The 13,406-nt window shown below is 56.8% G+C and carries 9 protein-coding genes and 1 other annotated feature; of the genes, 7 read left to right on the top strand and 2 right to left on the bottom strand.

What is annotated here, in order from left to right; all coding sequences use genetic code 11:
* Positions 1-21: 21 nt before the first annotated feature.
* The 4 genes from ACKXGA_RS05295 (at position 22) to ACKXGA_RS05280 (ending at position 6,355) form a co-directional block, all read left to right on the top strand.
* Entirely contained in the window at positions 22-1,563 is a 1,542-nt protein-coding gene (locus ACKXGA_RS05295; RefSeq protein ID WP_317331780.1) for a sugar ABC transporter ATP-binding protein, read from the top strand.
* An 18-nt stretch (positions 1,564-1,581) separates the two neighbouring features.
* Complete coding sequence (locus tag ACKXGA_RS05290; protein WP_156069534.1) at positions 1,582-2,580, top strand: ABC transporter permease subunit; 999 nt, start codon at positions 1,582-1,584, stop codon at positions 2,578-2,580.
* 378 nt (positions 2,581-2,958) lie between these two features.
* A complete protein-coding gene (locus ACKXGA_RS05285) occupies positions 2,959-3,888 on the top strand; it encodes a sugar phosphate isomerase/epimerase family protein (protein ID WP_423730242.1) in 930 nt (309 codons plus the stop codon).
* Between the two features lie 454 nt (positions 3,889-4,342).
* Positions 4,343-6,355 (top strand): InlB B-repeat-containing protein, encoded by a 2,013-nt coding sequence (locus ACKXGA_RS05280; protein ID WP_423730241.1) that lies wholly within the window; start codon positions 4,343-4,345, stop codon positions 6,353-6,355.
* A 115-nt stretch (positions 6,356-6,470) separates the two neighbouring features.
* On the opposite strand, the gene ACKXGA_RS05275 is transcribed toward ACKXGA_RS05280, so the two are convergent.
* Together ACKXGA_RS05275 and ftsH are read right to left on the bottom strand one after the other, a co-directional pair.
* Positions 6,471-7,100 (bottom strand): transcriptional regulator, IclR family protein, encoded by a 630-nt coding sequence (locus ACKXGA_RS05275; protein ID WP_423730240.1) that lies wholly within the window; start codon positions 7,098-7,100, stop codon positions 6,471-6,473.
* A 91-nt stretch (positions 7,101-7,191) separates the two neighbouring features.
* Positions 7,192-9,018, bottom strand: coding sequence for an ATP-dependent zinc metalloprotease FtsH (ftsH, locus tag ACKXGA_RS05270; RefSeq protein WP_423730239.1), 1,827 nt, complete (start codon positions 9,016-9,018; stop codon positions 7,192-7,194).
* A gap of 500 nt (positions 9,019-9,518) precedes the next feature.
* Positions 9,519-9,775, top strand: a binding site (T-box leader).
* 71 nt (positions 9,776-9,846) lie between these two features.
* Between ftsH and ACKXGA_RS05265 the strand changes: the two genes are divergently transcribed.
* The 3 genes from ACKXGA_RS05265 (at position 9,847) to leuD (ending at position 13,401) form a co-directional block, all read left to right on the top strand.
* Positions 9,847-11,499: a 2-isopropylmalate synthase gene (locus ACKXGA_RS05265; RefSeq protein WP_423730238.1), complete on the top strand. Its 1,653-nt coding sequence runs from the start codon at positions 9,847-9,849 to the stop codon at positions 11,497-11,499.
* 134 nt (positions 11,500-11,633) lie between these two features.
* A complete protein-coding gene (leuC, locus tag ACKXGA_RS05260) occupies positions 11,634-12,893 on the top strand; it encodes a 3-isopropylmalate dehydratase large subunit (RefSeq protein ID WP_156065633.1) in 1,260 nt (419 codons plus the stop codon).
* A gap of 19 nt (positions 12,894-12,912) precedes the next feature.
* Positions 12,913-13,401 carry a 3-isopropylmalate dehydratase small subunit gene (leuD, locus tag ACKXGA_RS05255; RefSeq protein ID WP_223454931.1) on the top strand — a complete coding sequence of 163 codons (489 nt, stop codon included), beginning with the start codon at positions 12,913-12,915 and terminating at the stop codon, positions 13,399-13,401.
* The last annotated feature ends 5 nt before the right edge of the window (positions 13,402-13,406 follow it).

Below are 13,406 nucleotides of genomic sequence, written 5' to 3'. Positions count from 1 at the left end.
AAGATAAGGAGGCTCTGCGGAATGTCAGAATACCGTCTGGTAATGAAAGGCGTGGTCAAGACCTTCCCCGGCGTAAAAGCGCTGGACCACGCGCAGTTGGAGCTCCGCCCCGGTAAAGTTATGGCCCTGATGGGCGAAAACGGTGCCGGTAAGTCCACCCTGATGAAGTGCATGTTCGGCATTTACAAGATGGACGAGGGCGAGATCGAATACGAGGGAGAAAAGGTCGTTATTGCGAACCCGTTGGATGCACTGGGCCGCGGCATTGCCATGGTGCATCAGGAGCTGCAGCCCATCCCGGCCCGTACCGTGGCTGAGAATATCTGGCTGGGCCGCTACCCTACCAAAAAGATTGGCCCCATCACCATTGTGGACCACAGCAAAATGTATGCCGATACCGATGCACTGCTGAAGAAGCTGAAGCTGCAGATCAATTCCCACGCAAAGCTGGGCAGCCTGAGCATTGCCCAGATGCAGATGGTGGAAATTGCAAAGGCTGTTTCCGCAAACTGCAAGGTGCTGATCCTGGACGAGCCCACCTCGTCCCTGACCGCCAACGAAGTGGAATCGCTGTTCCGCATCATGCGCGAGCTGAAGGAGCAGGGCGTTGCACTGGTCTACATCAGCCACAAGATGGACGAGATCAAGGTTATTGCTGACGAAGTGACCATCATGCGTGACGGCCATTACATCGGCAAGTGGGACGTTGCCAACATGACCAAGGAGCAGATCATCGCCAAGATGGTCGGCCGTGAGCTGTCCAATCTGTTCCCGCCGCTGGAGAACCACCCCTCCGAAGAAGTGATGATGAAGGTGGAGGACTTCACCTCCATCCATCCGCGCTCCTTCCGCCACTGCAGCTTTGAGCTGAAAAAGGGCGAGATCCTGGGCGTGGCTGGTCTGGTGGGCGCACAGCGCACCGAGCTGATGGAAGGCATCTTTGGTCTGCGTGCACACACCTCCGGCAGGGTGTGGATCAAGGGCGAAGAGGTCCACATCAAGCAGCCCCGCGATGCCATCCGGAAGAGCGTGGCTCTGCTGACCGAGGACCGCCGCGCAACCGGCATCATGGGTGTGCTGAGCGTGGCCGACAACATCTCCATTGCATCGCTGGACGCTCTGCGCAAGGGCCCCATCATGCTGGATGACAAGAAGATTTTGGATCTGGTGGCGACCAATAAGGAAAAGATGGCCATCAAGGTGCCCAGCCCCAAGACCCAGATCAAGAGCCTGTCCGGCGGCAACCAGCAGAAGGTGCTGATCGCCCGCTGGCTGGCAAATAACCCCGATGTCCTGATCCTGGACGAGCCCACCCGCGGCATCGACGTTGGTGCAAAGTACGAGATCTACTGCATCATTGCCGATCTGGCCAAGCAGGGCAAGAGCATCATTATGATCTCCTCTGAAATGAGCGAGATCATTGGTATGTCCAACCGCGTCATGGTCATGTGCGATGGCCGCGTCACCGGCTTCATCGACGGCAAGGACGCGACCCAGGAGAACATCATGGAGCTGGCTACCCAGTTTGAGACCGCGCCCGAAACGGCAGCGGCCAATCAGTAAACAAGGAGGCTGTCTATTGTGGAAGCTACCAAGAAATTAACGGGTAAATCCGTAAAGAAATGGCTGGGCAACAACGCCATTATCGTTCTGATGCTGCTCGTCTCTCTGTTCGTCGGCATCATCCATCCGAACTTTTTTGCACCTGCAAACCTGATCAACCTGTTCAAGAATGTGTCCATCCGCTACATCATCGCGCTGGGCATCTCCGGCTGTCTGATCACCACCGGCAACGACCTGTCCGCAGGCCGTCTGGCTGGTTTTGCTGCCTGCCTGGCCTGCATCTTTGCGCAGACCGAGGGCGCTGCCGGTAAGTTCTACCCCAACATGCCCAGCCTGCCCACCCCTGTGGTGTTCATTCTGGTCATTGCCATCTGCGCCATCGTGGGTCTGTGCAACGGTCTGGTCGTTTCTTACCTGAAGGTCCAGCCCTTTATCGCTACCTTGGGTATGCAGCAGGTCGTCTACGGTATCTGCCTGGTCTACACCGGCGGTACCCCCATCGGCTCCCTGAACAAGAACTTTACCTCTCTGGCCTCCAACACCATCCTGAAGGTCCCCGTGCTGATCTGGATCGCCCTGGTCGTAGCTGTGTGCTTTTGGTTCCTGTACAACAAGACCCGTCACGGCAAGTACATGTACGCCATCGGCGGCAACGAGGCTGCTGCTGAGGTGGCCGGTGTCAACGTCAACGCCACCAAGATCCGCATCTACATCCTGGCTTCCTGCATGTTTGGTCTGGCAGGCTGCCTGCTGGCTGCAAAGTCCGGCGGCGCATCCGTCAACACTGCAATGGGCTATGAGCTGGATGCCATTGCGGCTTCTACCATCGGCGGCGTTTCTACCACCGGCGGTGTCGGCACCGTGCCCGGCATTCTGGTCGGCGTTCTGGTCTTTGAGCTGATGAAGGTCGCTCTGCAGTTTATGAACGTCAACTCCTCTTACACCTATATCGTCCAGGGCCTTGTCATCATCGTGGCTGTGGCCATCGATATCCGTAAGTACCTGGCAAAGAAGTAATTCCTCATTCGCATACAGAGAAGCCCCCCGCCGGTTCTCCCGGCGGGGGGCTTCTGCTGTTATTTTCCCAGCTGCCGCTGCTGCAAGCGGTATTGGCGGGGTGTCAGCCCCTCCTGCTGCTTGAACAGGCTTCCAAATAGCCCTCCGCGTTTTCTCGCCCACTCTCCGAAAAAAGTTGGAGAACTTTTTCTTTCTCGTTGAATTGCACAAGAACATGCCTCCTTGTTTGGTGGTTGCGTTGAATTTATGAACGTTCTTTGAATTTTGATATTTTCCTTCGATTTATTATAACACAGCTCCCGGAAGAGTGGTATACTACAAGCCAGAAACAGTACCGTTAAGTTCGGAAAACAAAGATCGTTGAATGAGGTGTGTCTTATGAGCGTTTACGAAAAAATTTCCGGGTTTGCGGATGAGATCAGCCAGGACTTTGACCAGCAGCTCAAAACTGTGACGGATCTGGGGATGAAGTATATCTGCATCCGCAGCGCCGAGCACAAGGGCATTGCCGATTACACCCCCGAGGAAGTGCGCACCGTTCTTCTGCCAAAGCTGCGGGCCGCAGGCGTGGGCGTTTCCAGCCTGGGTACGGCCATCGGCAAGGTGGAGGTGGACGATGAAGAGGGCTTTGCCAAGCAGCTGGAGCAGCTGGAAACACTCTGCGAAACGGCCAAGCTGCTGGACTGCTCCTTCATCCGGATGTTCAGCTTCCTCATCCCCAAGGATGCCGATGCAGACAGCTATACCGATGTGGTGCTGGATAAGCTGCGTCAGTTTATCCGGATCGCGGAAAAGCATGACATTGTCCTGCTCCATGAAAATGAGAAGGGCATCTACGGAGACACCGGTGCCCGCTGCAAATTGCTGTTCGACCGGCTGGCCTGCCCCCACTTCAAGGCGGCGTTCGATTTTGCCAACTTTGTCCAGTGTGAGCAGGACACCGCGGAGTGCTGGGAACTGCTCCATGACCAGATCGCTTATATCCACATCAAGGATGCTCTGCCCGGCTACCTGCTGAATGTGCCCGCAGGCACCGGCCTTGGCAAGATCCCTGAGCTGCTTCGCCGGGCTTTCTGCGAGGAGGGCTACCACGGCTTCCTGACGCTGGAGCCCCACCTGGCAATGTTTGATTTCTTTGCACCAGGAGCCAAAGGCGGTAAGAGCCAGAAGCTCCAATTTGGGAATAACCCGATCGTCGAGAAGATGAAGTCCGAGATGGCCGAGCCGGGCCGCCCCAAGGACGGCGCAGAAGCTTACGCCACCCAGTATCATGCACTGGTCGAGATCCTGAATCCCATTCTCAATTGATATCCACTCTCTGTTTACCATAAGCTGCCACAACAGAAGCCCCCCGCCGGGAGAACCGGCGGGGGGCTTCTGTTGTTTGCGGCAAAAAAGCTGGGCCTCATGCTGTCAGCAACTTTTCATTTGGAATATGGCAATATTTTGGGCGGCTTGTCAGTCACTGGCAGGCCGCTTTTTTCTTTGTCAAAGGCAGTTTCGTGAAAATGACCAAAAGAGGATACCTGATTTGTGAATATCAACAAAAGTTTTTAAAATACTTGATTTTAATTTAGGGGGGGGGGGTATAATGAAATGACAGAAAATTCCTTTGAGAACAAAGCACTCAGCAACCTGGCTGAGACCTGCAATGCGGAAAATGGAACCTACAGGGGAGGTGACAGTGCGGTAGGAATCTGGAGGGTTCCTTGCGGGGAATCCGTTGCAAAAATGCAAATAGTGATGAAAGGAATGAAGAAAGTTGAAACAGAAAAGTCAAAACCGGTTTTTGGCTGCCCTGCTGGCAGTGGCAATGATGCTTCAGATGCTTCCCATGCTGGCATTTGCGGATGACGCATCCGGCACCGGAGAAACGTATAAAGCATGGATCGGAGATCAGGGCTATACATCCTTGGTAGATGCTGTGAGAGCGGCATCGAGCGGTGATACCATCATCCTTGGCGAGGGCAATTATACACTGTACAAGATCTCCAGCGAGGGTATGACCAAGGGAAAAAACCTGACCTTTGTGGGTCAGGGGCCTGACAAAACGGCCTGGAATATCGGTGCTGAGGTGCCGAACCCGGAGTATTATGGCACAGAGTATAACGGCGATTACAGCTTTGATGGTGCCGGAACAGTCACCTTCAAAAATATGACGCTTCGCTCCGGTGATAAAGATTATCTGGGCTTCATCCGTATTGACAATACAGTGGTAGAAAACTGCGTCATCAACGGCAGGACCTTCTACTGGGGTTATCAAAGTGCAAAGTTTATCAATACGACCTTCAATGCTCCTCCAAGTGGACAATATATGCTCTGGACGTATAGCTCCCCGACCATGGAATTTGATAACTGCAACTTTAAAGCAACAAAGGGAAAAGCAATCTATGTTCACACGGATGGAACAAAACAGGACATTACGGTTTACTTTAACAGCTGCACCATGGATTCCGGATCAATGCACAATAAAACTGCGTTGAAGATCGACGACAGCAACATGGACAGCCATAAGTTTACCATCTACATCAACAATCCCCAGACCATTGATGCAGCCCTGGATACAATGACCTGCTCGAAGGTGTTCGGCTTTGACGGTAGCTCTGCATGCAACACTGGCCGGACAGAGGTATACTGGAACAATAGTGCGGAGCCGGTCTGGAAAGAAGGCAAGATGCAGACACACTCCTATACCGATGGTGAGCATGACAAAGCCTTTACCTACACCTATTCGGAGTGGAAAAAGATCGACGAGCGAAATGAGTGGCGGGATGTAACGAAGACCTGCGATTACTGCCACCGGGAGTTGGAAAAACATCAGGAAACTGCCAGTGTGTACCGCCTCCAGTACAACCTGAATGGAGGCACTGGCGACGAAACTGCCTACAAAGATGCTTTTTCCCATGAAAAAGAGAACGTGACGCTTGCAGCAGCTCCCACACGAGAAGGCTACCAGTTTGCTGGATGGCTGAGCCTTAAAGGTAAGCTCTATAACGCCGGGAGTGAGCTTGTCCTGACGGGTGATGAAGTGTTTACGGCATACTGGAAGAAGGATGAGCCTGTCGTCAATCATACCCTGACCGTGACCGGCGGCACCTTTGCTGTGAAAAACGGCGACATTGATGTGACCGATACACTGGAAACCAGCACCGACGAGGCCAGCGGCAAGCAGACCTGCCTTGTGCCGGATGGTGCAGAAGTCACCGTGACGCTGGACCAGACGAAGGTTCCCGATGGTATGGTGTTTGATCTCTGGTCTACCGGCAATTTTGACCTGCCGCAGGATCAGGATTACAAGGCTGAGTCCATCACCTTTACCATGAATGATGATGTGGATGTGGCCGCACAGTACCGCAGCGCTGACATTGAGGATGGTTCTGATGTTGTTGGCCCCATCATTGTTGGTACGGCTGTTGTGGCTGGCGGCGCACTGGTTGGCTACACGCTGGGCACCGATCTTGTGGGCCAGATGTGGGGTCTGCCTTACTTCCCCAGCAACCGCAGTGCTCTTGCGATGATGCTGTGGGAGGATGCAGGCAAGCCTATGCCGGAATCTGAGATCCTTTACCCCGATGTTGGCCAGGAAGAACAGGATATGGATCTGCAGCATGCTGCCCGCTGGGCCATGGAGCACGACCTCATGCCTGACCTGAACGATCAGGATGCAGAGCTGCCCCCTGAACAGGTGAAGTTCTATCCGGACAACATGGTTACCAAGATCAGCGTGTTGCGTGCTTGGAAGAAGGCACAGGACCTCAAGCAGAACGCGCAGTAAAATTTGACATCCTCTGATATTTCCCAAACACAGCAGGAGCGCCCCACCGGGTCATACCGGCAGAGCGCTCCTGCTGTGTTTCTGTTAAGCTTCAGGAAAGGGGAACACACCCCACTCAGCGGCCCACGATGAGGTCGCGGCGGCAGCGCAGGCCGACCGTCAGGAAAGCGCTGTTGCCCAGCTGCCGCAGCACTACCCGCTGGGTGTCGGTCTGGCCCTCGCACAGCAGGGAAAGGTTCAGGGTGGTGGAGCCCTTCTCGGTGGTGAGCACCAGCGTGGACACGCCCTGATTCATCAGGGCCTTCATGTCCTGAATGGTGGTGCGGAAGGTGGCGGCACAGTCCGGCACGTCCAGCGTCAGGACCCGGCCCTCCTGCCGGGCGGTGTAAAGGACCTGACGGCCCAGCAGGCCCTTGACGGTGTACCGGGCTTCGGTAGTCTTTGCCTCGTCAGCGGAGATCAGCATGATGTCGCCCTGAATGGGGTCACCCTCCGGTGCGCCGTAGCCGCCGTAGGCGGGGTCGGTCTCGCCCACGGCAACGTCGCCGCTGTGCAGCGCGATCTCGCCCTGAAGCATCACGCTTTCGTCCTGCGGGGGCAGGTAGCCTGCAACAACGGTGTCATCGGCGGCAGCTGCAGCGGCAGGCTCTTCGGCAAATGCGCCGACACTCATGGGGATGGCAAGGGACAGCACCAGGGCTGCGGCAATGGCCTGACGGCCCAGCATGGTATTCAGAATCTTCATAAGAAATATACCTCCTGTACTATGGACGAAAAACCGCCCGTTCTGTAATGAATACGGAACGGGCGGCTTGTTTATTGCAGGGGGGTAAAAATTATTCCTCCCGGTTCAGGATCTCCATGAATTCGTCGCCGGTGATGGTCTCCTTCTGGTACAGATACTGGGCCAGCTCATCCAGCTTTGCGCGGTTGTCGGTCAGGATCTGCACAGCCTTGGCGTGCTGGGCCTTGACCAGCTCCACCACCTTCTGGTCGATCTCACACTGGGTCTGGGCAGAGCAGGCAAGGGAAGTGTCGCCGCCCAGATACTGGTTGTTGACGGTCTCCAGTGCCACCATGTCAAACTCATCGCTCATGCCGTAGCGGGTCAGCATGGCGCGGGCCAGCTTGGTGGCCTGCTCGATATCATTGGAAGCGCCGGTGGTGATGGAGTGGAACACCACTTCTTCGGCGGCACGCCCGCCGGTGAGGGTGGCGATCTTGTTTTCCAGCTCCTCCTTGTTCATCAGGTAGTGGTTGCCCTCGTCCACCTGCATGGTGTAACCCAGAGCACCCGAGGTGCGGGGGATGATGGTGATCTTCTGCACGGGGGCGGAGTGGGTCTGCTTGGCGGCGACCAGAGCGTGGCCGATCTCATGGTAGGCTACGATGCACTTTTCGTGGTCGGTCAGGATGGAGTTCTTTTTCTGGTAGCCTGCAATGACCACCTCAATGCTCTCCTCCAGGTCAGACTGGGTCACGCTCTTGCGGCCCGCGCGGACGGCCCGCAGCGCGGCCTCGTTGACAATGTTGGCCAGCTCGGCACCGGACGCGCCGGAGGCCATCCGGGCCACGGTGGTAAAGTCGATGCCCGGGGCCAGCGCGACCTTTTTGGCGTGGACCTTCAGGATCTCCTCGCGGCCCTTGAGGTCGGGCAGCTCCACGGGCACCCTGCGGTCAAAGCGGCCGGGGCGGGTCAGAGCAGGGTCAAGGGATTCGGGACGGTTGGTGGCGGCCAGAATGATGACACCGGTGTTGCCCTCAAAGCCATCCATCTCGGTCAGCAGCTGGTTCAGGGTCTGCTCGCGCTCATCATTGCCGCCGTACTGGCCGCCGCTGCGCTTTTGGCCAATGGCATCGATCTCATCAATAAACACGATGCAGGGCGCTTTCTCCTTGGCCTGCTTGAACAGGTCGCGCACCTTGGAGGCACCCATGCCCACGAACATCTCCACAAACTCGGAGCCGGAGATGGAGAAGAAGGGCACGTTGGACTCACCGGCCACAGCCTTGGCCAGCATGGTCTTGCCGGTGCCCGGAGGGCCCACCAGCAGGATGCCCTTGGGCATCTTGGCACCAATGCTCTCATACTTGCTGGGGTCGTGCAGATAGTTGACAACTTCTTGTAAGTTTTCCTTGGCCTCGTCTTCACCGGCCACATCCGCAAAGCGGATGCCTGCCGTGGACTGCACATAGACCTTGGCGTTGGATTTGCCCATGCCGCCAAACATCATGGAGCCCGGGCCGCCGCCGGCCTTTTCCATCAGCTTTTTGTTCATCTGGTTGCCGATGGCCGAGAACAGGATGATGGGCAGGACAAACCAGATCAAAAAGCTCAGCACCGGCGAGGACTGTTCCACGATCTCACTGGAGAAGGTGGCTCCGGCATCGTACAGCCGCTCGGTCAGGCCGGTGTCGTTCATCAGGCCGGTCTTGTAGACCTGCGTCTCGTCCTTATCGGTAAAGATGATCTGGTTGGATTCAATGTCTACCCGGCCGATGTTCTTCTCCTCGGTCATGGTCATAAAGGTGCCGTAGTCCACCTCTTTGATCTGGCGCTCCTCCATCCACGGCAGCAGCACAAGGTTGAGGAGCAGCAGCATCAGCAACACGATGGCGTAGTAGATCGCCAACGGCTTGCGCGGTGTCTTGACTTCTTTCATAGGATTTCCTCCTTAGTAGGCTTTGTCTCTACCCCAAAGCATAGCACGACTGATTTTAAGAAACCAGCCTTTTGAGGGCTTGTTTCCAAAAACTTCCCAGATTCTTAACAAACCCCGAAGCCTGGCGGGAGGGAAGCGGGGGAATGCCCTAAGCAAGTGTCCGCTGGGGTGGGACCCTGTTGCCGCAGGCAATAGGGCGGGCGATGGAATGGCCTGCAACGACAGCGACCGCCGCCAGTGGCGGATGCAGGGAACTGTTGTTGGGGCCGCGGCCAGCAAGACGCAAGCGTAAGCGATGCGAATGCTGGGAGCCGCAACCCGATTTCACTTGCGTGGGCATCCCCCCGCTTCCCCAGCGCTTTGCGATTCGATACAGAAAGCGCAAAATTTGGAAAATTGTGCCGCTCCTGATGTGAATTTGTTTCATTTTTGATATGAGCCAAACTTCTTGACAGCAAATCCGGCGTTTGGTACAATAAGCTCACTTTGAAACACAAAGACCAAATGCGTTGACGGGGAAAAAACGATCTTCTTCTGCTTCAGAGAGCTGCCGGGCGGTGCAAGGCAGTGCGGAGGGTTTCGGCTACTGGCCCCTGAGCGGCAGAGCTGAACGGAGAGTAGGCTCTGACGGATGCCCACCGTTACCGGGGCAGCGATTCGCCGCCAAAAGCTGATCGTGTGAGTGGCTGGTTTTCCAGCAAAGAGAGTGGTACCACGGGTGCTCTGTTAGAAAAAATGACAGGCCCTCGTCTCTCAAGGCTTATCGCCTTGGAGACGAGGGCCTTTTACTTTAATTTTAAATAAGTGTAGGATCTGGAGGAAACGAGAATGATGGACGCAACCAAGTACGCACCGGGATATTACCCTGTCCCTGCCGGTTATGACAGCTGGGTGAAGAAGGATCACATTGAAAAGGCCCCGGCCTGGTGCAGTGTGGATCTGCGCGACGGCAATCAGGCCCTGATCGTGCCCATGAGCCTGGAGGAAAAGCTGGAGTTCTTCCAGATGCTGGTAAAGATCGGGTTCAAGGAGATCGAGGTGGGGTTCCCCGCCGCCAGCGATACCGAGTACGAGTTCCTGCGCACCCTGATCGAGAAAAACATGATCCCGGAGGACGTGACCGTGCAGGTGCTGACCCAGTGCCGCGACCACATCATCCGCAAGACCTTTGAGGCTGTCAAGGGTGCCCCCCGCGCGGTGATCCACTTCTATAATTCCACCTCTGTGGCCCAGCGCGAGCAGGTGTTCCACAAGAGCAGGGAAGAGATCAAGAAGATCGCCACCGACGGCGCAAAGCTGGTCAAACAGCTGAGCCAGGAATACGAGGGCAACTTCCTGTTTGAGTACAGCCCCGAGAGCTTTACCGGCACCGAGGTGGACTATGCTGTGGAGGTCTGCAACGCAGTGCTGGATATCATGCAGCCCACCTCTGACCGCCCCATGATCATCAACCTGCCGGTGACCGTGGAGATGAGTATGCCCCATGTCTACGCCAACCAGATCGAGTACTGCGACAAGCACCTCAAGTACCGCGACAGTGTGATCATCTCCACCCATCCCCACAACGACCGCGGCACCGGTGTTGCCTGCGCCGAAATGGCCGTTCTGGCCGGAGCCCAGCGCGTGGAGTGCTGCCTGTTCGGCAACGGTGAGCGTACCGGCAACGTGGATGCCGTGACTCTGGCCATGAATCTGTACAGCCACGGCGTAGACCCCAGGCTGGACTTTTCTGATATGCCCGGGATCTGCGCTACCTACGAGCGCGTGACCCGGATGCACATCTACGAGCGCACCCCCTACGCCGGTCAGCTGGTGTTTGCAGCCTTCTCGGGTAGCCATCAGGATGCCATTGCAAAGGGCATGGCCTACCGCAAGGAGCGGGGCGAGCACCGCTGGACCTGCCCCTACATCCCCATCGATCCCCACGATATCGGCCGCACCTATGATGCCGATGTCATCCGCATCAACAGCCAGAGCGGCAAGGGCGGCATCGGCTTTGTGCTGGAACAGAACTACGGCTATAATCTGCCCCCCAAGATGCGCGAGGTGCTGGGCTACAAGGTCAAGAGCGTGTCCGACCACAGCCACAAGGAGCTGAGTGCAGGCGAGGTGCTCCGCATCTTCGAGGAGAGCTTCCTCAACCGCGAAAAGCCCCTCCGTGTGGTGGAGGCCCACTTTGCACAGGTCAACGGCATTACCGCCACGGTCACCCTGGACCTGAACGGCCAGCGCAAGGTGGTCACCTCGGTGGGCAATGGTCGTCTGGATGCTGTGGCCAACGCCATCCAGAGCGCCACCGGGATGGACTTCCATCTGGAAAGCTACTCGGAGCACAGCCTGGACGAGGGCAGTACCTCCCGCGCGGCTTCTTATGTGGGCCTTGCCTGGGGCGATGGCAGCATGACCTGGGGTGCCGGCACCGACACGGATATCATCGTTGCCGGCATCAAGGCGCTGGTGAGCGCGATCAATAATAAGTAACTCCCTCAGTCACGGCGCAGCCGTGACAGCTCCCTCGGAGAGGGAGCCTTAAAGCCTCCCTCCTTGAGGGAGGTGGCATCGCCGCAGGCGATGACGGAAGGAGTTTGTCAACAGTATAAAAGGAGAGTATCACCATGGGAATGACTCTGACGCAGAAAATTCTGGCCGCACATGCGGGTTTGCCGGAGGTCAAGGCAGGCCAGCTCATCAATGCCAAGCTCGATATCGTGCTGGGCAACGATATCACCACCCCGGTCGCCATCAACGAGTTTGAGAAGGCAGGCTTTGACGGCGTGTTCGACAAGGAGCACATTGCCATCGTGCTGGATCACTTCGTCCCCAATAAGGATATCAAGAGCGCAACCCAGTCCAAGCAGTGCCGCGAGTTTGCCAACAAATATGATATCCTCAACTTCTACGATGTGGGCCAGATGGGTGTTGAACATGCCCTCCTGCCCGAAAAAGGCATCGTGACCGCTGGTGACTGCATCATCGGTGCCGACAGCCACACCTGCACCTACGGTGCACTGGGCGCATTCTCCACGGGGGTGGGCTCCACCGATATGGCCGCCGGTATGGCCACCGGCATGGCATGGTTCAAGGTGCCCTCTGCCATCAAGTTTGTGCTCAAGGGCAAGTTCAGCCCCCGCGTATCCGGCAAGGATCTGATCCTGCACATCATCGGCATGATCGGTGTGGACGGCGCACTGTACAAGTCCATGGAATTCACCGGCCCGGGCGTGGCTTCCCTGACCATGGAGGATCGCCTCTGCGTCTGCAACATGGCCATTGAGGCCGGTGCCAAGAACGGCATCTTCCCTGTGGACGAGGTCACCAGAGCGTATCTGAACGGCCGCAGCCAGCGCACCCCGGTCTACTACGAGGCTGACCCGGATGCCGAATACGAAAAGACCATCGAGATCGATCTGGACAAGCTGGAGCCCACGGTCAGCTACCCCCATCTGCCGGAGAACACCCACCCCGCCAGCGAGGGAAAGGACATCCGGATCGATCAGGTGGTCATCGGCAGCTGCACCAATGGCCGTTTGGAGGATATGGAGGCCGCTTACAACATCCTCAAGGGCAGACACATTGCCAAGGGCGTGCGGGGCATCATCATCCCGGCCACCATGGCGGTTTATAAGGAGTGCATCCTGCGCGGCTGGACCGAAGCCTTTATTGATGCGGGCTGCATCGTGTCCACCCCCACCTGCGGCCCCTGCCTGGGCGGCTACATGGGCATCCTGGCCGAGGGGGAGCGCTGTGTCTCCACCACCAACCGCAACTTTGTGGGCCGCATGGGCCATGTCAAGAGTGAAGTCTATCTGGCAAGCCCGGCCACTGCCGCTGCCAGCGCCCTGACCGGCTATATCACCGACCCCCGCACGGTCTGATCGAAAAGGAGAAACAACGATGAACGCAAAAGGTTCTGTTTTCAAATACCCGGATAACGTGGACACCGATGTCATCATTCCGGCCCGCCACCTGAACACCCAGGACCCCAAGGAGCTGGCCAGCCACTGCATGGAGGACATCGACAAGGACTTTGTCCGGAACGTCAGGGATGGCGATGTTATGGTGGGCGGCTGGAACTTCGGCTGCGGCTCCTCCCGTGAGCACGCCCCCGTGGCCATCAAGGCCGCAGGCATCTCGGTGGTCATTGCCAAGAGCTTTGCCCGTATCTTCTACCGCAACAGCATCAACATCGGTCTGCCCATCATGGAGTGCCCCGAGGCTGTGGATTCCATCAGCGCAGGGGATACCGTCAGCGTGGATTTTACTACCGGCCTCATCACCGATGAGACCACCGGCAAGACCTTCCAGGCGGAACCCTTCCCGCCGTTTATCCAGAAGATCATTGCCGACGGTGGCCTGATGAAGTCCATCAAAAATAAGAAGTAAGGAGC

The sequence above is a fragment of the Faecalibacterium hominis (ex Afrizal et al. 2022) genome (genome assembly GCF_049545105.1).
Classification (GTDB): domain Bacteria; phylum Bacillota; class Clostridia; order Oscillospirales; family Ruminococcaceae; genus Faecalibacterium; species Faecalibacterium duncaniae.
The sequence above is the reverse complement of the archived record's forward strand: the minus strand, read 5'-3'. Positions and strand labels throughout refer to the sequence as shown.